This is a genomic window from Pedobacter sp. ASV1-7 (assembly GCF_040203335.1).
Taxonomy (GTDB): domain Bacteria; phylum Bacteroidota; class Bacteroidia; order Sphingobacteriales; family Sphingobacteriaceae; genus Pedobacter.
This window is the reverse complement of sequence record NZ_JBEHBV010000004.1, coordinates 438,702-465,125: the sequence shown is the minus strand read 5'-3', so window position 1 is coordinate 465,125 and position 26,424 is coordinate 438,702. Positions and strand designations below refer to the sequence as shown.

General features: G+C 36.6%; 27 protein-coding genes and 1 pseudogene. 9 read left to right on the top strand and 19 right to left on the bottom strand.

The features are described 5' to 3' along the window. Positions 1-30: 30 nt before the first annotated feature. Positions 31-570 carry a DUF2892 domain-containing protein gene (locus ABDJ41_RS12415; protein ID WP_349786335.1) on the bottom strand — a complete coding sequence of 180 codons (540 nt, stop codon included), beginning with the start codon at positions 568-570 and terminating at the stop codon, positions 31-33. A 154-nt stretch (positions 571-724) separates the two neighbouring features. Here ABDJ41_RS12415 and ung point away from each other — a divergent pair, with 154 nt between their 5' ends. Continuing rightward, complete coding sequence (gene ung, locus ABDJ41_RS12410) at positions 725-1,402, top strand: uracil-DNA glycosylase (RefSeq protein ID WP_349786334.1); 678 nt, start codon at positions 725-727, stop codon at positions 1,400-1,402. A 62-nt stretch (positions 1,403-1,464) separates the two neighbouring features. Here ung and ABDJ41_RS12405 read toward each other — a convergent pair whose 3' ends face one another. Next, a complete protein-coding gene (locus tag ABDJ41_RS12405) occupies positions 1,465-1,935 on the bottom strand; it encodes an Lrp/AsnC family transcriptional regulator (RefSeq protein WP_349786333.1) in 471 nt (156 codons plus the stop codon). Between the two features lie 139 nt (positions 1,936-2,074). Here ABDJ41_RS12405 and ABDJ41_RS12400 point away from each other — a divergent pair, with 139 nt between their 5' ends. From ABDJ41_RS12400 to smpB, 3 genes are read left to right on the top strand one after another with little or no spacing between them, the layout of a single operon-like run. Beyond that, positions 2,075-2,728: a metal-dependent transcriptional regulator gene (locus ABDJ41_RS12400; RefSeq protein ID WP_349786332.1), complete on the top strand. Its 654-nt coding sequence runs from the start codon at positions 2,075-2,077 to the stop codon at positions 2,726-2,728. Position 2,729: 1 nt separating this feature from the next. Beyond that, on the top strand, positions 2,730-4,601 hold the full coding sequence (locus ABDJ41_RS12395) for an Nramp family divalent metal transporter (RefSeq protein ID WP_349786331.1): 1,872 nt from the start codon (positions 2,730-2,732) through the stop codon (positions 4,599-4,601). Between the two features lie 23 nt (positions 4,602-4,624). Next, a complete protein-coding gene (gene smpB, locus ABDJ41_RS12390; RefSeq protein WP_349786330.1) occupies positions 4,625-5,074 on the top strand; it encodes an SsrA-binding protein SmpB in 450 nt (149 codons plus the stop codon). Positions 5,075-5,078: 4 nt separating this feature from the next. On the opposite strand, the gene ABDJ41_RS12385 is transcribed toward smpB, so the two are convergent. From ABDJ41_RS12385 to ABDJ41_RS12375, 3 genes are all read right to left on the bottom strand, one after another. Beyond that, the gene (locus tag ABDJ41_RS12385) at positions 5,079-5,735 is read right to left on the bottom strand and encodes a protein-L-isoaspartate(D-aspartate) O-methyltransferase (protein WP_349786329.1); all 657 of its coding nucleotides are present in this window, start codon (positions 5,733-5,735) and stop codon (positions 5,079-5,081) included. Positions 5,736-5,835: 100 nt separating this feature from the next. Further along, positions 5,836-8,427: a replication restart helicase PriA gene (gene priA, locus ABDJ41_RS12380; RefSeq protein WP_349786328.1), complete on the bottom strand. Its 2,592-nt coding sequence runs from the start codon at positions 8,425-8,427 to the stop codon at positions 5,836-5,838. Position 8,428: 1 nt separating this feature from the next. After that, positions 8,429-8,815 (bottom strand): DUF423 domain-containing protein, encoded by a 387-nt coding sequence (locus ABDJ41_RS12375; RefSeq protein ID WP_349786327.1) that lies wholly within the window; start codon positions 8,813-8,815, stop codon positions 8,429-8,431. Positions 8,816-8,924: 109 nt separating this feature from the next. On the opposite strand from ABDJ41_RS12375, the gene ABDJ41_RS12370 reads away from it, so the two are divergent. Both ABDJ41_RS12370 and ABDJ41_RS12365 read left to right on the top strand, forming a co-directional pair. Continuing rightward, positions 8,925-10,493, top strand: a complete 1,569-nt coding sequence (locus tag ABDJ41_RS12370) for a hypothetical protein (protein ID WP_349786326.1) — start codon at positions 8,925-8,927, stop codon at positions 10,491-10,493. Positions 10,494-10,500: 7 nt separating this feature from the next. After that, entirely contained in the window at positions 10,501-11,940 is a 1,440-nt protein-coding gene (locus ABDJ41_RS12365; RefSeq protein WP_349786325.1) for a DUF5723 family protein, read from the top strand. A gap of 5 nt (positions 11,941-11,945) precedes the next feature. Here the strand turns inward: ABDJ41_RS12365 and tsaB are convergent, their stop codons facing one another. The 11 genes from tsaB to ABDJ41_RS12310 all read right to left on the bottom strand — a co-directional run bounded on the left by tsaB (position 11,946) and on the right by ABDJ41_RS12310 (position 18,515). Further along, the gene (tsaB, locus tag ABDJ41_RS12360) at positions 11,946-12,632 is read right to left on the bottom strand and encodes a tRNA (adenosine(37)-N6)-threonylcarbamoyltransferase complex dimerization subunit type 1 TsaB (RefSeq protein ID WP_349786324.1); all 687 of its coding nucleotides are present in this window, start codon (positions 12,630-12,632) and stop codon (positions 11,946-11,948) included. Positions 12,633-12,660: 28 nt separating this feature from the next. Next, positions 12,661-12,891, bottom strand: coding sequence for a membrane protein insertion efficiency factor YidD (gene yidD / locus ABDJ41_RS12355; protein WP_349786323.1), 231 nt, complete (start codon positions 12,889-12,891; stop codon positions 12,661-12,663). After that, complete coding sequence (locus ABDJ41_RS12350; protein WP_349786322.1) at positions 12,878-13,291, bottom strand: ribonuclease P protein component; 414 nt, start codon at positions 13,289-13,291, stop codon at positions 12,878-12,880. The genes yidD and ABDJ41_RS12350 overlap by 14 nt, the downstream gene beginning before the upstream one ends. A 65-nt stretch (positions 13,292-13,356) precedes the next feature. Further along, entirely contained in the window at positions 13,357-13,515 is a 159-nt protein-coding gene (rpmH, locus tag ABDJ41_RS12345; RefSeq protein WP_316815381.1) for a 50S ribosomal protein L34, read from the bottom strand. Positions 13,516-13,628: 113 nt separating this feature from the next. Further along, complete coding sequence (locus ABDJ41_RS12340) at positions 13,629-14,366, bottom strand: LytR/AlgR family response regulator transcription factor (protein ID WP_349786321.1); 738 nt, start codon at positions 14,364-14,366, stop codon at positions 13,629-13,631. Next, positions 14,344-15,405, bottom strand: coding sequence for a sensor histidine kinase (locus ABDJ41_RS12335; RefSeq protein WP_349786320.1), 1,062 nt, complete (start codon positions 15,403-15,405; stop codon positions 14,344-14,346). Before ABDJ41_RS12335 ends, ABDJ41_RS12340 begins: the two co-directional genes overlap by 23 nt. Continuing rightward, positions 15,402-15,767 (bottom strand): DUF4288 domain-containing protein, encoded by a 366-nt coding sequence (locus tag ABDJ41_RS12330; protein ID WP_349786319.1) that lies wholly within the window; start codon positions 15,765-15,767, stop codon positions 15,402-15,404. The genes ABDJ41_RS12335 and ABDJ41_RS12330 overlap by 4 nt, the downstream gene beginning before the upstream one ends. A gap of 11 nt (positions 15,768-15,778) precedes the next feature. Beyond that, positions 15,779-16,576 carry a LiaF transmembrane domain-containing protein gene (locus tag ABDJ41_RS12325; protein ID WP_349786318.1) on the bottom strand — a complete coding sequence of 266 codons (798 nt, stop codon included), beginning with the start codon at positions 16,574-16,576 and terminating at the stop codon, positions 15,779-15,781. A gap of 196 nt (positions 16,577-16,772) precedes the next feature. After that, a complete protein-coding gene (mscL, locus tag ABDJ41_RS12320) occupies positions 16,773-17,204 on the bottom strand; it encodes a large conductance mechanosensitive channel protein MscL (protein WP_349786317.1) in 432 nt (143 codons plus the stop codon). A 71-nt stretch (positions 17,205-17,275) separates the two neighbouring features. Then, positions 17,276-17,740, bottom strand: a complete 465-nt coding sequence (locus ABDJ41_RS12315) for a hypothetical protein (protein ID WP_349786316.1) — start codon at positions 17,738-17,740, stop codon at positions 17,276-17,278. A 31-nt stretch (positions 17,741-17,771) separates the two neighbouring features. Further along, positions 17,772-18,515, bottom strand: a complete 744-nt coding sequence (locus ABDJ41_RS12310; protein WP_349786315.1) for a porin family protein — start codon at positions 18,513-18,515, stop codon at positions 17,772-17,774. A gap of 466 nt (positions 18,516-18,981) precedes the next feature. Here ABDJ41_RS12310 and ABDJ41_RS12305 point away from each other — a divergent pair, with 466 nt between their 5' ends. The 3 genes from ABDJ41_RS12305 (at position 18,982) to rpoN (ending at position 21,817) form a co-directional block, all read left to right on the top strand. Next, on the top strand, positions 18,982-19,623 hold the full coding sequence (locus ABDJ41_RS12305; protein WP_349786314.1) for a DUF6266 family protein: 642 nt from the start codon (positions 18,982-18,984) through the stop codon (positions 19,621-19,623). A gap of 21 nt (positions 19,624-19,644) precedes the next feature. Then, complete coding sequence (locus ABDJ41_RS12300; protein ID WP_349786313.1) at positions 19,645-20,280, top strand: DUF6266 family protein; 636 nt, start codon at positions 19,645-19,647, stop codon at positions 20,278-20,280. Between the two features lie 64 nt (positions 20,281-20,344). Continuing rightward, on the top strand, positions 20,345-21,817 hold the full coding sequence (gene rpoN, locus ABDJ41_RS12295; protein ID WP_349786312.1) for an RNA polymerase factor sigma-54: 1,473 nt from the start codon (positions 20,345-20,347) through the stop codon (positions 21,815-21,817). A gap of 5 nt (positions 21,818-21,822) precedes the next feature. On the opposite strand, the gene ABDJ41_RS12290 is transcribed toward rpoN, so the two are convergent. The 3 genes and pseudogenes from ABDJ41_RS12290 to ABDJ41_RS12280 all read right to left on the bottom strand — a co-directional run. Continuing rightward, complete coding sequence (locus ABDJ41_RS12290) at positions 21,823-22,842, bottom strand: PorP/SprF family type IX secretion system membrane protein (RefSeq protein ID WP_349786311.1); 1,020 nt, start codon at positions 22,840-22,842, stop codon at positions 21,823-21,825. Between the two features lies 1 nt (position 22,843). Then, the gene (locus ABDJ41_RS12285) at positions 22,844-25,111 is read right to left on the bottom strand and encodes a PKD domain-containing protein (RefSeq protein ID WP_349786381.1); all 2,268 of its coding nucleotides are present in this window, start codon (positions 25,109-25,111) and stop codon (positions 22,844-22,846) included. A 24-nt stretch (positions 25,112-25,135) separates the two neighbouring features. Further along, positions 25,136-26,271 (bottom strand): annotated as a pseudogene (locus ABDJ41_RS12280) (IgGFc-binding protein); the annotation flags it as partial. Positions 26,272-26,424: the final 153 nt, after the last annotated feature.

Here is a 26,424-nt window from a genome sequence, read left to right as displayed (position 1 = left end):
TGTGGCCTTTGGTCGTTTATGTAGGTTTAACTACCTGTATCTTACTTGTTGCTGTCTGTCTAACATCCCCAATTGATCTTTCATTTGTTTGATCTGATCTGCCAGCAACTTATTCTTATCCGCTTTCTTCGCTTCAGACAAATACATTGTCGCTTCGCGCTTATTTCTTTTAGCCATTGCAATTCCGGCCAGACTTAACTTTGCCAGGGCAATGTTGTGATCCATATTCATTCCTAATGAAAGAGATTTCTTAAAGAATTTCTCCGATTGCATAGGTGCTTTTCTCGATTCAATTAAGCCAATTAAAAGGTTGTAATAACCATGCTGACCTCTGATCAGCTGCTTTTCATAATTGGTTATTCTATTAAGGTAAGCTTCTGCTTTACCCATATTATCTTTTCTTAAAAACCATTGGGCCAACAACATATTCTCATTAAAGAAAAAAGTAACGAAAATAAAAATGCTTATAAAAATGGCAAGCACACCCCAGCCCCAGAAGCTAAAAAACATAAGGGCAATAGCACCACCCAACACTGCAAAACCTAAAATAAGACGAACTACATTTGGCATATTATATTGTATTTATTTTTTTGCAAATATCGTGTTTAAATACCAATAATCAGATTTAATTTATAATTTCAACGAAAAAAAGAAATAACAGCTAAAGCAATCTGCTCTGTTAAAATCATTTTATTATAATCTTTATAAAATCAATACAATACAAATGTCTGTTTCAATAGAAGAAAGCTGGTTAAAGGTATTAAGTGATGAATTCGAAAAACCCTATATGAAATCGTTAAAAGCTTTTTTACAAGAAGAAAAACAAAAAGGCTATACTATTTACCCTAAAAGTTCCGATACTTTCAATGCTTTAAACCATACTCCTTTTGATAAAGTCAAGGTAGTTATTTTGGGCCAGGACCCTTATCATGGAACAGGACAAGCGCATGGTCTTTCATTTTCTGTACAAAAAGGAATAATCGTACCACCATCGCTAAAAAACATTTATAAGGAATTATCAACTGATATTCCTGGATTTACCCTCCCAGATCATGGGAATCTAACGCAATGGGCAAATGAAGGTGTACTACTGCTTAATGCGACATTAACAGTGAGAGCTCAGGAGGCTGGTTCTCATCAAAAGAGAGGCTGGGAAACTTTTACGGATAAAATTATCACTGAACTATCAGAAAAAAGAACAGGTCTTGTATTCTTATTATGGGGAAGATATGCACAGAATAAAGCAGTATTAATAGACAAGAGCAAACATACAATCATTGCCTCAGCTCACCCCTCTCCTTTTTCGGCATATAATGGCTTTTTGGGAAGCAGACCATTTTCAAAAGCAAATGAAATATTGATTAAGCAAGGACAAAGCCCAATCAACTGGCAAATCAGCTAACATAAAATAAAAATGCCTGACCATAATTGTATGATCAGGCATTTTTGTTAAAAATCTTAGTGTTAGTATTCCAAAGGAACAATCGGCTCTTTCTTAGTGGTAGACATGATCATCATAGTCTGAAAAGTCTTTACCACAGAAATTTTACTGATCTTATCCATAATCAAACGCTCATAGGACTTAATGTCATTCACATAAACTTTCAATAGAAAATCGGCCTGACCAGTCACATGATGACATTCTGTAATCTCTTTAATCTGATTTACTTCATCTAAAAAGATCTGAATGGTATTGTTTTTATGAAAATCGAGTTGAACCTGAATAAAAGTTTTAATACCTAATCCTAGTTTTTCTTCATCAACAAGAGCATGATAACTCTTAATAAAACCAGAAACTTCCAGTTTCCTAACTCTCTCTAACGTTGGTGCTGGTGAAAGTCCAATTTCCTGGGATAATAGCAAGTTCGTCATCCTCCCATTCTCCTGTAACAATTTAAGAATTTTAAAATCCGTTTTATCTAGTTCTGTCGCCATTATTATAATAAGTATCTCCAAAGATAGAATAAGAATACATTACGTGCCAAATTTTATTCTAAAAAAAATACAATTATTTATAGTTTATTTCTTCTATTATTTTTAGATTTGTCTAAACATATAGTTAGGCAAACAAAAAATGCAATCATTCACAGAAGAGAACTACCTGAAAATCATATATCATTTGTCTCAAAACAATATCGGAGCCATACAAACCAATGCAATTGCAGAAAAAATGCAAACCAAAGCAGCCTCTGTTACTGATATGATAAAAAAGCTAGCTGATAAAAAATTGATCAACTATAAAAAATACCAAGGTGTAACTTTAACTCCTTCTGGTAAATCAGCTGCAATTAACATTGTAAGGAAACACCGGCTGTGGGAAGTTTTTCTAGTAGAAAAGCTAAATTTCAAATGGGATCAGGTTCATGATATTGCAGAAGATCTGGAGCACATCCAATCAAACGAGCTCGTTGAAAAGCTCGATGAATTTTTAGGCTTCCCTAAAAGCGACCCTCATGGCGACCCCATCCCTGATAAAAATGGACAGTTCGATACCATTCCCTTTACCAAACTTAATAAATTACAGACAAGCGAACATGGTTTAGTAATGGGTGTTAGCGAGCATTCTTCTAACTTCTTAAAGCATCTGGAGAAATTAGGATTGACTCTGGGAAAGAGGATTGTCATTACAGACATTAATGATTTTGATGGTTCTGTAGAACTAATTGTAGAACAGAAAAAAATAAGTGTTAGCCGTGAAGTTGCTAAACACATCCTTATTAAAGTATAATATGAACTCCGAACATAAAGCTCCTGAATCCCTAAGTGAAGTTCACCAAAGTGTAGATACACATAAGCGTACTGGATGGCGCCGTATCCTTTCTTTTTTAGGCCCTGCCTATCTGGTCAGTGTAGGTTATATGGATCCTGGAAACTGGGCAACAGACTTGGCCGGAGGTAGCAAATTTGGATATCAGCTCATCTGGGTGTTGCTCATGTCAAACCTCATTGCATTACTTCTGCAATCACTTAGTGCACGTTTAGGAATTGTAAGAGGGTTGGACCTTGCACAGGCATCACGGAATGGCTATCCAAAATGGGTTAATATACCTTTGTTTCTGTTAGCACAAACAGCCATTGTGGCCTGTGATCTAGCAGAAATTATTGGAATGGCCATAGGTTTAAACCTTTTATTTGGCCTACCACTCATCTGGGGTATCAGTATTACCATTTTCGACACCATTTTACTTCTTTTCTTACTCAACAAGGGAATGCGCAAAATGGAAGCCTTCATTGTATCTATGGTGTTTATTGTAGGTGTTTCTTTTCTTGCAGAAATGTTTATTGTTGAACCTGTCTTAAAGGATGTTATTGCAGGATTCGAACCTTCAATGTTATCAGGTGAAGCACTTTACATTGCCATTGGGATCATTGGGGCAACGGTAATGCCTCACAACTTATATCTACACTCTTCTTTAGTACAAACCCGCAAATTTAACAGGGATGAAAAAGGCATTAAAGAAGCTCTAAAGTTCAATTTTATAGATACAGCTGTAGCTTTAAACCTCGCATTCTTTGTAAATGCAGCTATTTTAATTCTGGCTGCTGCTGCTTTCTATACCAATGGTCATCATGAAATAGCCGAAATACAAGACGCACATAAGCTGCTTCAAAATATATTCGGTAATGTGGCACCCGCCCTTTTTGCCATCGCATTAATAGCGGCCGGACAAAGTTCGACTATTACTGGCACGCTAGCGGGACAAATTGTAATGGAAGGACATTTAAAACTACGTATTCAACCTTGGTTGCGCCGTCTAATTACTCGATTACTAGCTATTATTCCTGCATTTTTCACTATTTTATGGTATGGAGATGATGCATTGGGAGGCTTATTAATTCTAAGCCAGGTTGTTTTAAGTTTACAACTCGGATTCGCCGTAATTCCCTTAATTCATTTTACATCAGATAAAAAAGCAATGAAAGGATTTGCCATTAAAACCTGGGTAAAAGTTCTTGCATGGACCGCATCAATTATCATCGTAACGTTAAATGTAAAACTCGTAGTAGAAGAAATAAAGGTATGGGGAGCTGAGGGAGAATGGTATGTGTATGCAGTTATAATCCCTTTGGCAATACTCATCGGCTTACTCCTTTTGTATGTTTTTATATATCCCCTTATTAGTCGTTTAAAACGTGAAAGCAGTAATGTACCCCATGGTAAAGCCTTAGATATTGAAAGTGTAGAAAAGATCAATTACACTCGTATCGGTATTACCGTCGACTTTTCTAAAAATGACCGGAATACTATCCGACATGCACTCATCCAAGGTGGTAAACATGCACACTATTACCTCATCCATGTAGTAGAAACCGCAGCAGCAAATTATTACGGAGATTCAGCCTTAGATTATGAAACACAAAGTGATACAGAAAACCTTCAAAAATACTGCGACAACCTTGCCGAACTTGGTTATAAAGCTAGTCCACACATTGGTTTTGGGGGTACAGTGAAAGCAATTGTAGCGATAAGCAAGGAAACAGACATACAATTATTAGTAATGGGAGCGCACGGTCATAAAGGCTTAAAAGACCTTATATTAGGCACTACAGTCAATTCTGTACGTCATAAAGTGTCTATTCCTGTACTGATTGTGAGATAAAATTGAGATATTAGCAGCTTCTTATGAAGAATGATATTCAAATAAAAAATAAAAGAGCCTATTTCGATTACCACATTATTGACAAATACAATGCGGGCTTAGCTTTACTAGGTACTGAAATTAAGGCAATAAGACAAGGTAAAGCAAATATGACAGATGCTTTCTGCATGTTTATTGGCAATACACTATACGTGCGAAATCTGCATATTTCAGAATACAGTCATAGTTCCTTTCATCACCATGAGATTAAGCGTGACCGTGTACTCTTACTTCAAAAAAAAGAACTGAAAAAGCTTAAAGTAAAAAGTGAAGAAAAGGGCTATACAATAGTGCCGTTACGTATATTTACCAATGAAAGAGGTTTTGCTAAAATCGAAATCGCCTTAGCACAAGGTAAAAAAGAATTTGATAAAAGAGACAGCATTAAAGAAAGAGAATCCAAAAGAGAGCTGGATCGCGCAATGAAATTTTAGTAGGTTACCAGGCTTGGTCACCCACTAACGGTACAAATCTAAAAGTATCTAATTCGATTCTTTCATAGTCCGTTTCACTTACACGAATCACTGTAACCATTTTCTGAGAATGCTCATCACCTACCGGAATTACCAATATCCCGCCAACTTTAAGTTGTTTCAATAAAATCTCTGGCACAAATGGAGCACCTGCTGTTACAATAATCTTATCGTATGGAGCATGATCAGCAATGCCTTTAGATCCATCTCCAAAAAAGAAATGTGCATTATAACCCATACCTGGTAGAACTCTAATCGTATGACGGTATATGCTTTCCTGACGTTCTATTGTATAAACATTAGCACCTAGCTCCATCAAAATACAAGTTTGGTAGCCAGAACCTGTTCCGATTTCTAAAACTTTGTCGCCTTTTTTTATGTGTAGCAGCTCACTTTGATAAGCAACAGTATAAGGCTGAGAAATAGTTTGTCCATCACCAATAGGAAATGCTATATCCTTATAAGCCTGGTTCCAGAAAGTTTCATCGAAAAAGAAATGTCTTGGAACTTTCCCTATTGCTTTCAATACCTTTTTGTCGGCTATCCCTCTTGACTCAAGGTGAACCACCAAACGCTTCCTTGCTCCCTGCTCTCTGTAATTGTCAACAAACTTATATGCCATTTCACATCAAATATCGCGTTTTGAAAACTAATAATTTAATCTTTTTCGGGCTAAATACGTTAATGAAGGCTAATCGACACAGAATCAATCCCAATAAAATCTAGTATGGATCAACGTCTACCTGTATGTTTACAGCACGAAAATCTTTTTCAGCCTGAAAAGCTAAAATTGTTTCCTTAAGTATGGACTTAACTTTTTGAATTGAAGTCTCTTTATCAGATTTAATAATGACCTGTTTAATGTAATAATTCCTGATCCGGCTTACCATAGGCTGTTCAGGACCTAAAACCCTACGCCCAAGCTGCTCCCTTAAAACAGTAGCAAAACGTTGTGCTGCAACATTTAAAAGATCCTGATCTTTGTGTTTAATATTGATAAATATCATCCTGGTAAAAGGAGGATAAAGAAACTGTCTGCGTTCTGTAAGTTCATCGTTATACATATCCAGATATTTATTCTCAATCACCTGTCGAATGATGCGGTGTTGATCATCATAAGCCTGAATGATAACTTTCCCCTGCTTATCTCTTCTTCCAGCTCTGCCAGCCACCTGAGCAAGCAGCTGATAACTGCGTTCAAACGCTCTGAAATCAGGATAATTGAACAGCGTATCAGCATTAATAACCCCAATTAATGTCACATTATCAAAATCGAGCCCCTTAGCTACCATTTGAGTACCTATCAGAATATCAGTCTTCTTATCCTGAAAATCAGTAATGATCTGCATCAGACCATTTTTGGTGCGCGTACTATCAACATCAAGTCTGGCAATTTTTGCATCAGGAAAAACAAGGCTCAGCTCCTCTTCTACCCGTTCCGTTCCAAATCCTTTCTGCTCGATATGAACAGAACCGCATGCCGGACAAATATTAATGCTACTCTGATGATAACCGCAATAATGACAATGCAACTTGCCACTTGTTTTATGATAAGTTAATGAAACATCACAACTCACACATTTTGGGGCATAACCACAAGTTGCACATATCAGAATTGTAGCATAACCGCGTCGATTTTGAAACAAGATTACCTGCTCTTTTTGCTCCATGGTATAAGCAATCTCATCAATCAGCTTACTGGAAAAATAAGAAACCATTTTCTTTTTCTTCGTTTCCTCAGCAATGCTTACAACTTCATGAACAGGTAATTCAACACCACCGAAACGTTCATTTATAGTCACCAGTGCATACTTATTATTCACTGCATTATAATAACTCTCTATGGATGGTGTGGCAGAACCAAGGACTGCTTTTGCTTGATGCAAATGAGCAAGAAAAACTGCCACATCACGTGCCTGATATCTTGGTGAAGGCTCTTGTTGTTTATAAGAAGATTCGTGCTCTTCGTCTACAACTATCAGCTTAAGCTCTTTAAAAGGTAGAAACACAGCAGACCTGGCACCAAGTACAACCCTATATTTTCCATTCAAAACCTTATTCCAGATTTCGACCCTCTCGTTATTATTAAATTTAGAATGATACACACCAATTGCATCACCAAAATAGCGTTGGATACGTTGTACAATCTGAGTGGTTAAAGCGATTTCTGGAAGCAGAAACAATACTTGTCCCCCTTTTTCTATTGCTTTTTCGATGAGCTTGATATAGACCTGAGTTTTTCCGGAAGCTGTAATCCCATGTAATAAAACCACATCCTTTTCTTCAAACCCAGCTTCAATCTGAGTCAAAGCCTTATTCTGAACCTCAGTCAATTCAAAATTGAGAATAAAATCGTCTTCGTTTTCTCTTAAACGACTTACGGGACGTTTCTCCACTATAAATATTTCCTTATCCTGTAAAGCTTTAAAAGCAGCCTGTCCACAATCACTTTCTTCCAGCAACTGTTGTTTCGGAATTAAATTCTGCTGCCTGTAAAGTTTAATGAAAGTCAACAATACATTTAACTGCTTAGGAGCTCGTTCCAGGATAGAGAACAATTCTTTCAGATTCTCCTCCTCCTGATAATAAGGATTTAACGATACAAAAGATTTAAGTAACGGTTTATATTTCTCTACAACTTCCTCTGCAATATAGATCAGTCCCTTTTCAATTAAAGAATTGATAATCGGATATACGGTCTTTTGTCCAAGTAGCGCTGAGACCTCATCAATAGTTAACCGCTTCTGACTATTTAAAGCAGTAAGCAATCTACTTTCCTTATCTGTCAGAACCGGACCAGATTCCTTAGCTTCTGACTCAGTATCCTCTTTAAGTACAATAATAGTTTCACTAGCCAGCTTTAAGCCAGTCGGCAGTGCTGCCGACATCACATCACCTTCATTGCAGAGGTAATAGCTGGTCATCCAATCCCACAACTGTAATTGCTGAGAGGTGATAATCGGATGTTCATCTACCACATCAATGATATATTTTGCCTGATAATGTTCAGGTGGGGTCTGGCTGATGCTTTTAATAAGTGCCGTATAGATTTTATTCTTACCAAACTGCACCACCACCCGCTTGCCTACTTCTGTCTGTTCGTTTAATTCGAACGGCACCCGATACAAATAATTCTTAGCAAGCGATAAAGGTAGAATCACCTCTACAAAAAGTGTTTCCCGCTCTTTAAAAAGCTCATCAGAATGCTCTCCAGAATTTCCTTGTGTTCCAAAAAGCCCACCGAAACGCTCCCCTGAGAGTTCCCCAAAGTTCTCCCCGGAACTTTCACCAAAATCAGACGACCCAGGACTCATTTTACTTACGTTTAGAAGCGGCAATAAATAACAAAGCCCAGCCCAGGATAAAACACAACCCACCTATTGGTGTAATCGGACCTATATAATTCAGAAAACCAATATTTAAAATCTCTCTTGTTGCCAGTAAATACAAGGAACCCGAAAACAATACGATACCCATTGTAAAGAAAATGTAAGACCACTTTACCAGTTTATCATTAACCATTGCAAACTGTGAAAGGAACAACAAAGCAAAAGTATGATAAAATTGATATTCAACACCTTTGGCCCAGATTTCCACAGCACCAGCACTCAATACATTCTTTAAACTATGTGCACCAAATGCACCAAATATAACGGCAATAGCACCGCACAAAGAAGCGGTTAAGATAATACGTCTGCTCATGATAGATCGGCTTTAATATAGCAAAATTAACAAAATACAGGCATTTCCCCAGTAAACACCAGTATTAAATTAAATAGTCAAACTATTCAGTTAAATTTGTAAAGAACACATGAAAAAAATTGCAATTATTATTGGCTTATTGCTTATAGCTATTGTAGCTATGGCCTATTTATATTTTTCCAGATTAAATGCAGATCGCAATACCAGCGATATAAGTCTGCATGCCGCTACCTCTAGCTCCGGACTTATCTTTTCTTTTGAAAACGAAAAAGGAATCACTGACATTTTAAAAGAACAACCCCTCTTCAGTGAAATTCTGGGAGAAGAAAAATACAAAGAATTATCTTCGATCAAAAAACACCTTCTGACATTACCAATCGTAAATCAGGAAACAGCCAATCAATATATATACATAGGATTTGTTCCCAACAATAAACAGAAAATAGATTTCATCTGCTTTACTCAGGTACATGATCCGAATTATGTACACCAGATAATTGGTGCAATTAAAGCTGCAGGAACAACAACAGAATCTTTGGAAGACATGAACAAATTAACACTGCCCGACAGTACCGTTTGTTACCTGACCATAAAAGAGAATCTGGTTGTACTTTCTAACTCATCAGAGCAAGTTAGTGATTACTTGGCCTCACAAAAAGACAAGACTAATGAATTTGCAGATTTTATCAATACCAATGATAAAATCAATAAAAACAGTCTGGCCCGGTTATATATCAACTTCAATAAACTACCAGGCATACTGACGAATATAATTGCAGGAAAACTGAATGGTGAACTCTCTGTTTTTAATAAACAAAATGCCTTTGCAGCACTAACTTATAACTATAGTAAAGATAAGTTACTCCTCACCGGAACAACAATTGCCAACGATCAAAACAACTATTATAACCTTTTCTCTGATCAGGAAGCTCAAAAAAACAGTATACAAAACATGCTTCCGGAAAACACTTCCTCATACACCATATTTGCAATAGCTAACTATCCAGAGTGGCAAAAAAAACTCAAAACATGGATGAACAACATGCGTGACAAAAAGTCTTCCGAGCTTATTCAGAATATAAACACTAAATACCACCTCAACCTAGATGAAATCGTCCCAAAATACTTTAAGAACCAAATGGTCACTTTTCAATTAAGCACATCAGAAAAAATAGGAGCCATAAACCTAAGTAATGGAGATAAATTATCACAACTCTTAATAGACCTGAGCAACAATTACAGTGACGATATAAAAGTTTTAAAAGAAGAAGGTATACTTTATGCCTACTTTGGACTGCCTTTTGAAGGTTTTAAAAAGCCATATTATATTATATTTGACAACTACCTTGTATTCGCCAATCACGCTTCAACGTTACAGGCCTTTTTAAGTAATTATGACAACAATCAACTACTGATCAACACACCCAATTATATCAGTGCAGCGAACCAACTTCCCTACAATTCGAGTATCAACTTTTACATCGACCACAACAACTCAAGTGAAATAATCAGGAAGAATGTTTATTTGCCATACTATAAACACTTGCAATCTGAAGAAGGATTAAAGAAATATGATTCCTTTACCTATCAGCTAAGTGGTGATAATGGTAAGTTCCAAACTAATATATTACTTAATAAACAGCCTCAGGTTTTACAAAAAGATTCTTTAGCTTTATAGCATCTCTATGAGTAAAAAGCATTTTGCATTAACATTATTTTGCTGCTGTCTTTCTCCATTTGTATGGGCACAGCAGTATGGACTATTCAATACCAGAACCCTTTTTGATGGGTTTGAAAATCCTGCGCAGAAAACTTTTGTTTTAGATTCATCCCGGAAATTTGCTTCTAACTTCCTTTTGCCAAATTTAGGCCTCAATATAGCCAATAAAGGAAATTCAGATTTTATCAGAAGACTGATCAACGAAGGAAAGTACAATATGAAAGACCTTCCTTTAAGAGGTACTGAAATTAATGCGGCATATCAGAATTCAAATATATACCTCCTTACTTTCAGAATATTTCAGTCTTATAAATTCCAAAAGGAAATGGGTTTTGCCTGGCAGATACGAACCGATGGACACATAAACTACACCAACGAAACACTGGCAATGCTGGACGACTACAAAAGATTCCAGCCTTATGAGAACGAAGACTTTACAAATGCCTTTAACAACAAGGGATATGCACAATCCTATCATCAATTCAGCTTCACATATCGCGAGAACTATAATAAAAGATTAGCTTTTGGTGCTAAAGTCAGCCTATTAAGTGGTATCACTTACAACAAGCTGAACGTTGTAGAATCCTATTTCAATCCAGGATCAGCTTCTGTCCCACTCAGAGCAGCACTCAGTGGAACTTACAAAGCAAGCTTTATTGAAAGAGAAGAAATATCCAGGAAAGATGCAATTCCTACTTTTAAAAACCCCGGACTTTCCTTTAGTCTGGGAACGAGTTACACCTCAAAAAGCGGTGTATTTCTGATGGCTAATTTAAAAGACATGGGCTTCATCAAATGGGCAAAAAGCTCATATTACAATAAGTTTAATAACCTGAATGATCCATTAATCATTGATGATCCGCAGGCAAGTGCGTCCTCTATTGAAAGACAAATCACCCGCATTGCAACAGGCAACGAAACACATAAAAGTTTCCTTAGCCCGACCAATGCGAAAGTAGATTTCATGATTTCAAAAGCATTTAGCTTTAGTTATCCTTTCTCTTATACGCCAGGTCTTATCGTTTCTAAAAACCTGTTCTATAAAGGAGGTGATGCAGCGTTTGTAAATAAATTTAAATACAACGGGATAGCGTTAAGTGCTATTCCAACATACAATTTCAACGGGCTATTTTTAATGGGCTTACAAGGCTTATATCAAACGCCAAACTTTGAAGTGTTCCTTGGTTCAGACAACCTATTTAAAACCGTTACACAAGTTAACGGCATTATCCAGCAAGACCGCACTATTGGTAGTGGCTACAATGGAGCTTCATTTTATATGGGTATAGGTATAAAATTCGGGAATACCGTTAATCATCCTCAAAATAGCAGTTACATGCCCGGTATAGGAGATGAGGGAAGCAGCTTTTTTAAACGTATTTTTGGAGGTTCTAAGAAAAAATAGGTAACTCAGACTTTCTTTTTCGGTGTAGTCAACACGAAATCTTTCAGATAAAAAGGCTCGAAATAAGCCACATCCTCAAACTCAGCATTGTTATAAGCTTTAAAAGCCAGCTTACTCATATTTGCTGCTGAATTAAAGTTCAGTTCAGAAAACGATGCATTAGCATTTTGGATAACCGCAGCACATTTCAACGCGCCATCACCGATAAAAGTAATTTTACCAGCATTCAATTCATTGATAAAACTATGCTCATCAATAATCTTTGCTTCAGTAGTGCCAATATAATTCAATTGTGTATCAAACAAGGCTGTAAACACCTCCATCCTACGTGCATCGATCATTGCACAGATTGATCCTTCATAACCTTCCTGAGTAGCCAGAAAACCGGCAGACATCATCTGCAAAGTATCGACACCAATCAAAGGAAGGTCTAAAGCAAAACATAATCCTTTTGCTGTAGACACACCTATACGCAGGCCTGTATAAGAACCCGGGCCTTTACTTACAGCTATAGCATCCAGATCTGTAAACTTCAAACCTGCAGTGTCCATCACATCCTTAATAAACAGTGTTAAGCTTCCCGCATGAATATTGCTGGCCATTTGTTCTTTTAAAGCAACAGTTTCTCCATTTATAGAGATTGCTGCAGAACAAACCTGTGTAGCAGTTTCAAGCTGAAGTATGGTAGCCATTATATTAAATTTAAAATAAAAAAATAAATTAAGGAACCGGGTCATGACCATGATCTCCCCATGGGTGACAACGGCCAATGCGTTTCAAAGTTAACCAACCACCTTTAAATGGTCCGTGTTTTTTTATAGCCTCAATTCCATATTGTGAACAAGTAGGTGTAAATCTGCAGTTTGCTCCTAATAATGGAGATATAAGCCATTGGTAAAGCTTAATCAGCAAAAGAAAGAACCAACCGATAACTTTTTTAATGGCCTCCATTTACTTTCTTTGCTTCGTTAGCTTCAATAATAGAAGTCAGTTTTCTCAGCGCATCGATCAACTTCTTCTCCATAAAAGAGTAGTCATAAATCTTTTTACCAACAAACTGTAAAGAAAGCAAAAGTAATTCACGACCTCCAGGTAACTTTATATATAATTCCTGTTCTTTGTGTAAACGGTAAGCCTCGCGAATGCGGCGCTTGATCTGATTTCTATCTACCGCAAGCTTGTATCTTTTCTTCGAAACATTAATTACAACCTGTGTAGGAATAGGATTCTCAGCAGGTATAAATATATAAGATACACGATACGGATATAACAAAAAAGAAGAACCGTCAACAAATAACAGATCTAAATATCGTCTGTTACATAACCGTTCTTCTTTCTTAAATGTTTTCATCCTTTTGATTGCAATTTTGCAGAAAATACTGATCTGCTAACACTTATAGTGCTGCAATCAACGAATTATGATTTGTGGCGGCCTTCGCTTGAAACCGTTAATCTTTTTCTTCCTTTTGCGCGACGTGAAGCTAATACTCTTCTACCGTTTGCTGTAGCCATTCTTTCGCGGAAGCCGTGTTTGTTTCTTCTCTTTCTTTGCGAAGGTTGGAATGTTCTTTTCATAACTGTATTATATCTTGACTATTTATTTTTAAATAAGAGGTGCAAATATAGTTCGATTTTTATTTAATTGCAAATACATTTTAGTTATACTTCTCAATTTCTTAAAAACCAACTTACATTCCCAATGCGGCCTTCAACTTTATATACCCGGTTTTACTTACCGGCAGCCAAATATCTGATTTTAATAGCACAATGTAACTATCCTTTTCTTTTAATTCAATACGACTAACCTGAGCCAGGTTTATTATATATGAACGGTGTATTCTGATAAACTGATTACTTTCAAGGGTTCGTTCAAAAAAACTCATTGTTTTATTTTTATGAAAAACCCCCTCAGCAGTACTCAGCTTCACATAATCATCGTCTGCTTCCAGATAATGAATATCCGATACTGCAATAATCTTAATGACGCCATTTTTCTTCAGCACCACTCTATTACTTTGTGCCGGACTTAAAGCTGCCACATCCAGCAGTTCCTGCTCAACAGCCACCACATTATTCAATCTGGCTGGTAAGCGCTGCATAGCCTGTTCAAATCTCTTCTGCTCAATAGGCTTAAGAAGGTAATCCACCGCATTTACCTCAAAAGCTTTAATTGCATACTCATCAAAAGCTGTAGTAAATATTACTGCAGGATGCTTATCCACCAACTCTAACATTTCAAACCCACTGATTTTAGGCATTTGTATATCTAAAAATATAAGATCTGGCTGATGTGTCGCAATAGCCTTTATCCCTTCAAAACCATCATTACATTCTGCAACTACCTCAACATCAGGAAAACCCATTAGGTAATGTTTTACTACATCCCGGGCTAAAGGTTCATCGTCAATTAATATTGTTCTTATCATGTTGTTGAGGTATTTTAAGCGTGGTTTCAAACATATTTTCATTAATTACTTTAGTCTGCAGCAAACGCTCATCTGCAAATAAAAGATATAAACGCCTGCGGATGGCTGTTAATCCAAAACCCGTTCCTTCACTAACTTTCATTTCAGGATCAAAGGGGTTTCGCACCACAACGATCAGATGACTATGCTCCAGCTTTACAAATATTGATATAGTTATAGCAGCCGATGTATTGTACAAGCCGAATTTTATAGCATTTTCAACGATAGGTTGTAAAAATGTTCCAGGCAAACATAAATTTAAGGTTTCTTCTGCTATTTCCACCTCTATGTTTAATCTATGGCTAAACCGCACTTTTTCAATATCAAGATAAAGCTGAATGTACTCCATTTCTTCCGCCACACTTACCCAAACCTCATCATCTCTTTTCAATGTCCCCCTTAAAAATGCTGCCAGACGGGTAATCATTATTCCAGCCTCTTTAGGATTCACAATAGTCAGCGCATAAACAGAATTTAAGCTGTTAAACAAAAAATGTGGTTGCAACTGATGGCGCAATTTATTCAATTCAGCTTCTTTAGACAGATTTTGAGCATCAAGCAAACGTTCCTGTGTTTCAGATTGTTCTTCTAATCTATACCATAAAATGTTAGCTAATGCACACCATGCAAGAAATACAAATAAGATCAGGAATCGCACCATTACAGAAAAGTTAACAAAACTGATGTACGTCTTTTCTTCACTAAACAAAAAAACAAGCAGAAACTTACTTACCAAAGTAATCACAAGGGCTTTAAAAAAAGTAAGCGCCAATACAAAAACAATAGTTTCATTTTTAGGCTGATAAAAGCCAAGCATATTACTTAGAATAATGCAAGCAAGTCCAAGTAAACCATTTGTAATGAGACTATCAGCAACCGATATGGTTAAACTGAAATTTAGAGTAGAATAAAAAATGCATATAAATATCAATACCCATCCAAGAAAAATCAGAGAAGCTATCTTTTTAATTCTGGGAACAGATAAAGGTCTTGTTGTCAAAACAATTTAATTGAGGGTGTAGAATATGGTAAAAGTTTCTGTAAGTAGTTTTTACGTTGGTTAATATGATCCAGAAAAGCATCCACATCATTCGGTTCATGCAATGTTGAAGCTACTTCAGCTCCATCTGTTGGAGACTGGATTTCATAAAGATCGGCAATACAAATAAAATTCCATCTTACCATTTCTCCATTGTGATTCCTAAATGGCTGATGAAATTCATCTGCCTGTTTCTCAGCCTTTGTGAGTGCTTCGTCAGAGCTTCCTGCCATTGTTAACCTTAACTGTTCATCAAATTGTGAGGCATGATTTCCTTTGCCAGTAACTATCTGATAAACGTATCTTACGATAAACCATTTCATTTTTTTTTGTTTTAAAAGTTTCTAATATCAACCCCTCCAAACATAGCTACCCCTTCAATTATCAATATCTTACGAGGCTCAACAGCGGGTACCCCTAAGGTCCTGCGGTCATCAAGGCCACCAAAAATTGCAGTTACTTCCGATCTTACTTCCCATCCAGGCGGAACAACAATTTTTACTCCTCCAAAAATTGCAACAACGTCCATCCTAATCACGCCCTCAAAATCAGCCTGTGTTAAATTAATATCAGAACCTCCAAAAACAGCAACTACTTCCCCCCCTTTAAAATTCTTTGAATAAACCTGTCTATGATTACCTCCAAAAACACTTACAGATTCTACGATATCATTTTTATCTATACCAGCGTATTTATCATTTCCCATTGGGTTACTGGCATCATCACCTGGGATATTTAAATCACCCATCATTTCATACTTCCTTCTCATCCTATTCTTCCACCTGGCCTTACATCTTCTACCACGATCCATATCCGACTTTTTTGGTTTCAATAGCAACATCAAGCCAAGAAGAATAAATATTAAAGGGAAGTAATACTTAGAGATATCGAAGTCAATGATTTCACGGGCAGTGAAAAATACACCAATCAAAACCATAATTATCCATCCTCCCCCATTAAAATTACGTTTGTAACCAATCAACAACCCAATGACGATGAGCAAAGTATGCCAGCTAAATATCCAATCTGGAACATAATATCCAAAATTTCTCAATAGAAAAACCATTCCGACTCCAATAATGATCAACCCTCCGTATATCCTGCTCGAATTACTATTTCTTACCTCTTCCATTTGTTATATGAATTGAATGTATTTTTTTATTTATCACGTACTCAAAATTAGGTTTCTTTACACAACTAGAAACAAGTACTGTCTATATCGCAAGTAATCATCGGTAAACAGCATCATTACATCGGTAAAATATTCCAATAAAAAAACCCGAACAGTTAAATAAAACTGTTCGGGCATACAATAAATTATATTGAATTTATTTTGTTTTAAGAAGGTCTCTGATCTCAGTAAGTAAAGTTTCCTCTGTTGTTGGCGCTGGTGCTGCAACAGGCTCAGCTTCTTGCTTACGTTTCATAGCATTGATACCTTTAACCAGCATAAACACTGCAAGCGCTAGTAAAAGGAAGTTTATGGCAACAGTAATAAAGTTACCGTAGGCAAAAATAACAGTATCAGGTATTTTACGAGCTTCTTCTAATGCAAGATTAGATCCTACCTCACCCTTCAGTACAACATATAGGTTACTAAAATCTACAGATCCGATAACAGCAGAGATTAAAGGCATAATTAAATCCTTTACCACACTGTCAATAATTTTACCGAATGCTCCACCGATGATAACACCGACAGCAAGATCCATTACACTGCCTTTAACAGCGAACTCTTTAAATTCTTTTACAAATCCCATAATAGTTGTTTTTTATTCTACTCTAATTTATAAAAATGATACCAAAATTAAGGTATTTAAATCTTTAATATTTATTTTACTTCTATTTTTTTATTCACTCCACTTATTATCAAATTATTATACTCCTCAATAAGCGATCGTACCAGATCAAAATTGAACTTACCAGCACTTCCACCAAAACCACCTACCCCGCCCCCCGCATAGCCTGGAGCACTTCTGAAATATTCGTAAAGTTTAATTTTACCATCTTCCAAAACATCTAAAAATAAAGGTCGCTCGCCTATAGCCATCTCAATAGATCTAACTTTTGGCTTACCAGCTTTATAAGCTTCCTTAATTTGTCTTGCATTAAACTTCTGGACTTTTTTTTCTCCAGCAGGAATAAATTTGACTTTATTAAAGTTTAAGCTTTTCACTTCACCCATAATTTTCACATTATCGTTGTTAATAATATAATCCGTCTGTCCACTCGCTGTGCCAATAAAAAGAAATATCATTAATGTAAAGCAACTGATTTGCATCCTATTCATCATCATATTTATATTTTAAAAATAAAAGTTTAACCGCTTAAAATTTAACTCCAATACCCACAGAAAAACTAAACATCCTTGTATTCAAATTGTCTGCATTGACATCCTGTTTTACATTGAAGACTGGCAATAACGTATAACTTGCACGAAGATCCATATAAACCCCCATATGGGATGGGACGCCTCCGAACTGAATACCAGTTAACACACTGGTATTGAAAGACCTTACATTTTCAAGATCTCCACTTTGATCAGATTCGCCACTCCATGGTCCCGCATTTACTTCTGGGTAGTCTAATTTCACACTTTTGTGTAGTGCAACAGCTGGAGCAATCCCTACATAACCAGTTAGCCAATTATCTGAGGCCACATTGAGAACATTAAAATTGGCAGTCAAAGGAAGCTCCAGGTAATCTATCTTATATTTAAAATAATTATATGCCTGCTCCTGCCCACCATTACCAATCATCAAAACCCCATTATTCTGTTGCCGATAGGCCATTCCCCTTGAATTATATAAAAGCTCGGCTCCTACTGACAACCTCTCCTTAACCATATAATCAACTGTTAATCCAGCAAATGCTGAGAAGCGTAAAAATCGTTGAAAAGAAGCATTATTAAACGAGCTATTCGGATCAAAAGGTCCAACATCTGCAATAAAGAGGGAGGAATTAATTCCTGCTTTTACTCCAAAAATTACAGGTTTAACAAAGGAACTTTGTGCCAAAGTATTAAACTTCAACAACAACAGGCAGAAGCCTAAGAAAAGCGTTTTTCTCATAATATTTCCCCAAAGTAGTAAGAATAAGAAACACATCAAAATATCTTTCAATTTTTAGTAAAGACTGATCAATCATCCAAATCAAGCCTGAAAGCTAAAAGAAAGAAGGCCGGATGAAACAACGAATATTTACTCAAATTAATCACAATTTTAAATTTCTGGTGTGTCAACCCTCCTTCATTATGGTTCTTTTGATATCATTACTACTTAATTACAGGATAACTACAGGATGATTACAGGGTTGCGCTACCCTTGCACTACCCTTAAACTACCCTTGCGCTACAGTTGAAATACCCCTAGGGTAGCTCAACCCTATGCCAAGGGTAGCTCAAGGGTAGCTCAACCCTGTATTTAGATAGTGATCTTACTGTCATCATATAGTCATCATTACAAAACACTATTGTATTTCAGCCTTTTACAGCTTATCTTAAAGATTTAATATTAACCTCTAATCCTTTAAATTATTATGGCAATCGCAAATGATGGTCCTGGTGGCTTCCACAGAGGAAGATTAGGCAATGTACTTTACTACACATTAAACGGAAAAAACGTATCTCGAACCATAGGTGTATACAAAGATCGGGACACAGAAAAACAACGTGACGCAAGATTAAGAACAAAGTTATGCAGCAACTTTTTTCAGCATATACACGATTTCATAAATGTCGGCTATAGTGTGGAAAGCCCCAATGCAGCGTATAATCCATTTAATTTAGCGGTAACAGCCAACAAACCAAATATGTTTAGCGGCTCTTACCCAAATCTGGAGATAGAATACGACTTACTGATATTAAGTAAAGGGAATTTAACACCAGCACAAAATCCACAAGTAGTGGAAACCGGAACAGGATTAGAATTCACCTGGGATACCGATAAAAAAATGGCATTTCCAATGGCAACGGATCAAGTCATGGTCCTCGCCTATTTCCCAAAAAAGAAGAAAGCTTTTTATACACTTTTTGGTACTGATCGTTTATCAGGTAAAGCATCATTGCAAATTCCTGCCAGCTTAAGAGGACAATATATGGAAACTTATATATCCTTCTCATCGGCCGACAGAACCTCTATTGCCGACAGTACCTATACCGGAAGTTTTAACAAGTCGTAATTAATTTAAACTACAGCAATCATGGGAGTCATAAAATCAGGCATCGTTGGGCCAATACGCAAAAAAGTTGGGCCATCTGTAAATCGCGTACATCGCAAAACAAACGTAGTTACTGCCACATATAGAACCAGCAACAAACCACCAACGGCAAAACAATTAAATGAACAAACTAAATTCAGTTTGTTAAACAGTTTTTTAAGCAACATAGACCAATTGGTAAAACCTGGTTTCAAAAAATACGCAACATCAAAAACAGAAGTGAATGCTGCCTATAAATTCAATTTCCCACATGCATTTATCTTTACGGAGGATCATATATCGCTGAATCTACCCGAAATCATGTACAGTAAAGGCCGCATTGCTACACCAGATGATACTGAACTAATTCTTACCGACAACCTCATTCAATTTACCTGGGCAGCACAAGCACAACATCCAAGTTGCCAATTTTCAGATCGTGCCTCTTTTCTACTTTACAACGAAGAAAAAGAACAAAACCTTCAATTTATCGATGTTGCTGATCGATATGATAAAGAATATAGTGTAAAAATACCGATAGACTACAAAGGGAATACCCTGCATTGCTACATGAGTTTTGCATCAGCCGATGGAAAACTTGTCGGCGACAGTGTATATATTGGATTTATCATTGCGTAATTACTTTTATCTGCACTAAATGTGTATTTTTGAAGCGGGTACATAAATACATCATCACCTTTTTATGCTAAAACAACATTTACAACAAAAATTACTTCAAAAATTATCACCTCAACAGATTCAGTTTATAAAACTGTTGCAGGTACCAACAGTTGCTTTAGATACCCGCATAAAAGAAGAGCTAGAAGAAAATCCGGCATTAGAGGATCCTAGTTTAATGATTGCTGAGGAGCCTAAAAGTGAGTACGATGACCTGAATGATACGCCAGACGATTTTGATGCCAGTGCAAAGGAAGAAAACACTGATGAATTTAATGTAGATGATTATTTGCAGGATGATGATGTAAATGATTACAGTACCTCGTATAACAATAATGATGACGATGAGGAAAAAAAGGAAACCCCAATAGCTATTGAAAGTACTTTTTTTGAAAGTTTACAGGAACAACTTGACCTTGTTCCCTTGTCTGATCAGGATTTTATTATTGGAAAACAAATTATCGGAAGCTTAGATGATGATGGTTATTTAAGAAGGCCTGTCACTTCAATGATCGATGATCTTGCATTCTCTCAAAACGTAATGGTTGAAGAAGAAGATGTGCTGGAAATGCTGAAAGTAATTCAGAATTTCGATCCACCGGGTATTGCTGCCCGAGACTTACAGGAATGTCTTACTTTGCAATTAAAACGTAAAGACCCTAATAATCCAATCATTCAAAAAGCGATTTTAATCGTAGAGAATTATTTGGATGAATTTACCAGAAAACATTACGATAAACTTGAAAAATCACTAAACCTGAACAGTGAAGATTTAAAAGAAATTGTTGCGGAAATATTAAGGTTAAATCCAAAACCCGGTGATTCTAATCAGGTTACGACCAAACAATTACAGATTATCCCTGACTTCCATGTTTCTAATAATGATGGAGTTCTCATCCTTACTCTGAACTCTAAAAATGCTCCTGAGCTACGCGTTAGCCGATCGTATATAGATATGTTTGACCATTATGATAAGGCTGCTCAGAAAGATAAAAAGTTAAAAGAAGCAGTACAGTTTGTTAAACAAAAACTGGATTCTGCAAAATGGTTTATCGATGCCATTAAACAAAGACAGCAAACTTTGTTAAAAACAATGAATGCAATTATGCAATACCAGTATGAATATTTGCTTACTGGTGATGAGCGAAAAATGCGTCCGATGATTTTGAAAGATATTGCCGATAAAATTGATATGGATATTTCTACTGTATCAAGGGTAGCTAACTCAAAATATGTACAAACTGAATTTGGTACTTTCTTATTAAAATCATTCTTCTCTGAGGCCATTCAAACTGAAAGTGGTGAAGAGGTATCTAATAAAGAAGTAAAGAAAATTCTGGAAGACTGTATTGGCAATGAGGACAAACGCAAGCCTTTAGCAGACGAGAAACTAACTGAAATTCTGAAAGACAGAGGTTACAATATTGCCAGAAGAACAGTAGCTAAATACAGGGAACAGATGAATATTCCTGTTGCACGTTTAAGAAAAGAACTTTAGCAGTTTTACCACATTCTGGTAGTACTAAACACTTCATAGACATTGTTTAACTGGATGCCAAGTACAATTTCGTGGCTACCGTTACTTACCTGATTTAAACCAGATGTGGTAAAATCATAAGCATAAGTAAGGTTTAATAATTTACTGATGTTTATCCCTGCCAATGCTGAAAATGAATCATCTTTACGATAACTTCCTCCTATCCAAAACCTGTCTTTAATAGCCATCTTTAAATTCACATCAATTGATGCAGGTACAGGACTCACTTGTTTTACCATAATAGATGGAGTTACCGAAATCTCATCATCAACAAACAATTTATAACCTGCAGTAACAAAAAAATGGGCAACATCTTTACCGGTATTATAATTCCGATCGCCTGTAAATGATAACTTTTGTGGTAAAATCTGTTGAACAGATGCGCCAGCAAAAAGTCGACCGCTGTATAGCCAGACACCCAAACCAAGATCAGGTTTAAGCTGACTGACAATACCATTTGATATAGAAGGATCGATACGTGTCTGATCTTCAAAAGTCAGTGCGTTGACATCCAATGCAACTCTGCTTACCCCTGCCGCTACACCTACCGATAAATTGAAAGTATTGTTAAGCTTTAAATGATAAGCATAAGTTAAATTTGCATCTAACCTTGAAAGTGGACCCAGCTCATCATATACTGCAGTAACTCCCATTCCATGATGTGCAGGTGAAGAAGTGTAATTTTGCATATAATTCCTACTCATCGGATCATCACCCTTATCAGGTAAAGACAAAGCATTTTTCCATAGATAGTCGGACCCGAGGTTCCAGTGTGCTGTAACAAATGAAGTTTGTGGAGCATTTTCAATTCCTGCCCATTGTTTTCTATAACCTATTTTCACATCGGCATAGTTCTCTATTCCACTTATAGCAGGATTTAGCAGGAAGTTATTGAAAACATACTGGGTATATTGTGGACGCTGCTGCGCAACACAATAAAAACTAAAAACGAACTGTAAAATGATTATATATATAGAACGTTTCATTTTATCTAATCAAAGTTAATGAGCCTGTTACAGATTTTTTTCCATTTCCAGGACTGATTATATAGTAATAAGTCCCAACCGGAAGTGGTTTCCCCTTGTAATTGCCATCAAAAGGTATTGAATATCCATGACTAAAAAAAACTTTTTCACCGTACCTATTAAATACCGATACCGTTGAGTTGGGGTATGACTCTAAGTAATTTAATTTCCACACGTCATTTACATTGTCGCCATTCGGACTAAATGCATTGGGAGAGACAATATCTTTTAATGCATGCAGTCTTAAATAGAACGTCTCCCCACAACTTAAAGGAGAGGTAACTGTTAAGGTATATAACCTATCTTCATCAGCCGTAATTACAGGATTTAATATATCATCCCTGCTCAACCCTTTTGAAGGAAACCATTTAAACTGCAAACCAGATTCTGTCGTACTTGCTTTCACCTGCACCGTTCCATCCACAAATGCATAAACATCTGATTCAATGTTAACTTTTGGAATTGGCTTCACAGTTATTGATTGAGATTTAGTATCCGTGCAGCCATTGGAACCAGTAAAGGTATAGCTGAGGTTCCAGGTACCCACCCCTGCAATTCGGGGATCAAATGACCCGGAAGTACTTATACCAGGACCAGAAAACACTCCCTCACCTTGAACATCTCCAATTACCGGCACTTTGATCGGAATCTCTCCTGCATTAAGACAGACCGATGACAAAGCATCAAACTGCAACACCGGAACAGCATGCAGTGTAATATTTTTCTCTTTTGGGTTTTGACATGGCCCATCTACAGCCCCCGAAAAAGCGACTAATTTTATTTGAACAGGTCGTGATAAAGGAGTAGAAAAAGCCGGATAATTTAATGGATAAGTATCGTTAAGTACAGGATTCTGAATCTCAGCTACTAACATCCCATCAATGTACCATTCCAATCGGGTAATACGATCAAAACCCGCTATTGAAGAATTGTCCTTTACCAGAATCTCTCTGTTACTACATAAATTATCAGGTTCCAGTACATCGAAATCTGCAACTGGTGTATTACCGTTTACTCTAAATGGTCTAGTTGTGGTAAGGGAACAACCCGCTGGGGTAATGACGGTGAATTTTACCGTATAATCACCAGCCGAAGTATATTGATGTTCTCCATGTTCATTTGATGATGTGTTCTGAGCGCCAGATCCAGGGTCTCCGAACTCCCACATGTATCGTAAACCTGTTATCGTATTAACTGAAGTGTTGATAAATTTCACGGCGGCATCACTTGAACAGGCATCAGGTATTTTGAAATCAGGAATAACCGGAAGTTTATTAATAATGACATCTTGTGGTAAAACCGCGATACAGCCTTTATCTGTTTCTACCGTTAAAGTCACCCTGTAAGTTCCAGGCATAGAAAAAGTATGTATTGGATGCTGAAGTGATGAAGTATTAAGGTTACCAGTTACACTATTTACATCTCCAAAATCCCAGTTCCATTTTATAATCATCCACTCATTGGGAATTGATTCATCAGTAAAAGTAATTGGAATGGTTTCGCAGCCAGGAACAGTAAAATTAAACTTAGCTTCCGGTAATTTATTAACAGTTATTTTTATTGGATCACTTACCGGAGATGAACATCCCGATTCAGTTTCCACCATAAGGGTTACATAATAATCACCTGGACTTGTATAAATATGATCAAATGGCTCGGCATTTCTTTTGGGTGGAATATTACTACCGTCATCAAAATTCCAATACCATTTACTTATATTTTTTCCATTTGATATGCTCTTATCTGTAAATGTAATAGCTGTACCCACGCAGGTCTGTAATGTACTAGGTAAAAAATCACTCTTTGGTAATGCAAAAACTTCAAAATCTGTAACGATCTCCTGTCTAGGATCGCATCCAGAAGCATTTGGATTAAATACTGTAGCTTTAATCTGATGTGTTCCAACCTGATTAAATTGTATACTACTGCCATAATTGTATTTATATACCTGTACGCCATTGATCACCTCAGTACCATTATGAATCGGATTATCTATTGCAGCTTCCTCATTACCGTCTACAGTCCAGATTAATCGAAACGGTTGAAAAGGTAAAACCACAGTAAAACCAGTAGCTTCTCCGACACACACATCCGACTTTTGCAACTGTGTATTAGCATCAAATATTTGTAAGTTTTCATATAAATTCTTAGCATCAGCACCAGCAAGGTAGCCATAGGATTCTATCGGCCCATATCCATAAGCGATTGCTGAGAATCCCCCATCAGCCATTAATGTATGCGTTGGATTAGTTAAAGACCTGACCGTAACATCTTCCTGTAAATACGAATACCCTGTGCCAACTATAGAATTAAATATACCTTGAGGTGCAGCACCATTAATTGTAAATGAATCTTTAAATTCATCCTTAATAATTATATTAATATAATGCTGGGAGATGTTAGTAGCAGGGACGGTCTGATTTTTTCTTGCAGAATAAACTGTAATTTTAGATAAGGTTTGTTCTACTGGATTCAATATGGTCATTTCCGGATCTCCGGGATGCGGAGCTGCTGTATTGCTGAAACCGTCATTGTCGGGATCACAATTCTGACTAACCTGATATTGTACCACACTTATTGGTTCTGAAGCTTTAATGCTATTGGCTTCAGTTGATGTAAATTCGTAAAATGTTCCTTTATTATAGATAGTTGGATCTGCTATTCCGTTCAGTGTTAAGGTAGTATTATCTTTGCTAAATATACCCTGAAAATATCATAAGGTTTACGGATAAAAGGTGCAGTGATAAACTCCTTCCCCCATGCTGTTACCGGATACAATTGCTGATAAAGATTATCGCCACTCGAGCCGGGAGCCTTATCCTTACAAAAACCAACCCATGAGCTGCCTGAAAAAACAGCTATTGGTTTGCAAACTCCATTAGTACCTGCGATAGAAATAATATGTGACCCTGAAAGGTCTCTGTCCGACATATACTGATAAATCTCTCCTTTTTGCAATGTCTTTTGAAAAGATTGCCCTGCTGGATGATTACCAGCTATATCTTTTTCTTTTGGAGTAATTTCAACAAGCGTATTGTCCTCAACAGCTACGATCGTAAATTCAGAATAGCCTGATCCAGAAAGCTTATTTTGTACAAAATTAGTTGTGTAATATTCTCTACCTAATGCTTTTGCAGGAAGAACCAATGTCGCGCCTGATCTTGCTGCTTTAAAAATATGTGAGTAAACGACTACAGGGTGGGAGGCAATAACTTCAATTGCTTTTCCACTTTCGATAACATCGGAAGACCCCACATAAGCTATATTTGGGTCTATAGGAATAGCTCGAATAGCATTCGCATTAATTGTAAACGGTGAACCGACAATGTTCAGTCCACCTATTTTTACATCTACTGTTGTATTAACATCTGAGGTGACGTATAAATACATCTTGGATTGCAGACCATCAATATGACCTGTATACGCTATCCAAAATTCTTTTCCTTTATTTGAAGTGTTTTGCGACTTCGCTTTGATAAACGGAAAGCACGAGAGCGCCCATATCATTAAAACCCATTTATACATAAATCTTAATTATCCCTT

Bases quoted from the DNA above. Each gene is read 5' to 3' on its own strand.
- yidD (WP_349786323.1), bottom strand. From the start codon at position 12,891: ATGGAGGCCATTAAAAAAGTTATCGGTTGGTTCTTTCTTTTGCTGATT.
- ABDJ41_RS12305 (WP_349786314.1), top strand. From the start codon at position 18,982: ATGGCAATCGCAAATGATGGTCCTGGTGGCTTCCACAGAGGAAGATTA.
- rpoN (WP_349786312.1), top strand. From the start codon at position 20,345: ATGCTAAAACAACATTTACAACAAAAATTACTTCAAAAATTATCACCT.
- tsaB (WP_349786324.1), bottom strand. From the start codon at position 12,632: ATGGCTACCATACTTCAGCTTGAAACTGCTACACAGGTTTGTTCTGCA.
- ABDJ41_RS12340 (WP_349786321.1), bottom strand. From the start codon at position 14,366: ATGATAAGAACAATATTAATTGACGATGAACCTTTAGCCCGGGATGTA.
- rpmH (WP_316815381.1), bottom strand. From the start codon at position 13,515: ATGAAAAGAACATTCCAACCTTCGCAAAGAAAGAGAAGAAACAAACAC.
- ung (WP_349786334.1), top strand. From the start codon at position 725: ATGTCTGTTTCAATAGAAGAAAGCTGGTTAAAGGTATTAAGTGATGAA.
- ABDJ41_RS12385 (WP_349786329.1), bottom strand. From the start codon at position 5,735: ATGGCATATAAGTTTGTTGACAATTACAGAGAGCAGGGAGCAAGGAAG.
- ABDJ41_RS12395 (WP_349786331.1), top strand. From the start codon at position 2,730: ATGAACTCCGAACATAAAGCTCCTGAATCCCTAAGTGAAGTTCACCAA.
- smpB (WP_349786330.1), top strand. From the start codon at position 4,625: ATGAAGAATGATATTCAAATAAAAAATAAAAGAGCCTATTTCGATTAC.
- ABDJ41_RS12375 (WP_349786327.1), bottom strand. From the start codon at position 8,815: ATGAGCAGACGTATTATCTTAACCGCTTCTTTGTGCGGTGCTATTGCC.
- ABDJ41_RS12365 (WP_349786325.1), top strand. From the start codon at position 10,501: ATGAGTAAAAAGCATTTTGCATTAACATTATTTTGCTGCTGTCTTTCT.
- mscL (WP_349786317.1), bottom strand. From the start codon at position 17,204: ATGGGATTTGTAAAAGAATTTAAAGAGTTCGCTGTTAAAGGCAGTGTA.
- ABDJ41_RS12330 (WP_349786319.1), bottom strand. From the start codon at position 15,767: ATGAAATGGTTTATCGTAAGATACGTTTATCAGATAGTTACTGGCAAA.
- ABDJ41_RS12310 (WP_349786315.1), bottom strand. From the start codon at position 18,515: ATGAGAAAAACGCTTTTCTTAGGCTTCTGCCTGTTGTTGTTGAAGTTT.
- ABDJ41_RS12350 (WP_349786322.1), bottom strand. From the start codon at position 13,291: ATGAAAACATTTAAGAAAGAAGAACGGTTATGTAACAGACGATATTTA.
- ABDJ41_RS12415 (WP_349786335.1), bottom strand. From the start codon at position 570: ATGCCAAATGTAGTTCGTCTTATTTTAGGTTTTGCAGTGTTGGGTGGT.
- ABDJ41_RS12300 (WP_349786313.1), top strand. From the start codon at position 19,645: ATGGGAGTCATAAAATCAGGCATCGTTGGGCCAATACGCAAAAAAGTT.
- ABDJ41_RS12405 (WP_349786333.1), bottom strand. From the start codon at position 1,935: ATGGCGACAGAACTAGATAAAACGGATTTTAAAATTCTTAAATTGTTA.
- priA (WP_349786328.1), bottom strand. From the start codon at position 8,427: ATGAGTCCTGGGTCGTCTGATTTTGGTGAAAGTTCCGGGGAGAACTTT.
- ABDJ41_RS12370 (WP_349786326.1), top strand. From the start codon at position 8,925: ATGAAAAAAATTGCAATTATTATTGGCTTATTGCTTATAGCTATTGTA.
- ABDJ41_RS12325 (WP_349786318.1), bottom strand. From the start codon at position 16,576: ATGGAAGAGGTAAGAAATAGTAATTCGAGCAGGATATACGGAGGGTTG.
- ABDJ41_RS12400 (WP_349786332.1), top strand. From the start codon at position 2,075: ATGCAATCATTCACAGAAGAGAACTACCTGAAAATCATATATCATTTG.
- ABDJ41_RS12290 (WP_349786311.1), bottom strand. From the start codon at position 22,842: ATGAAACGTTCTATATATATAATCATTTTACAGTTCGTTTTTAGTTTT.
- ABDJ41_RS12285 (WP_349786381.1), bottom strand. From the start codon at position 25,111: ATGGCTGATGGGGGATTCTCAGCAATCGCTTATGGATATGGGCCGATA.
- ABDJ41_RS12315 (WP_349786316.1), bottom strand. From the start codon at position 17,740: ATGATGATGAATAGGATGCAAATCAGTTGCTTTACATTAATGATATTT.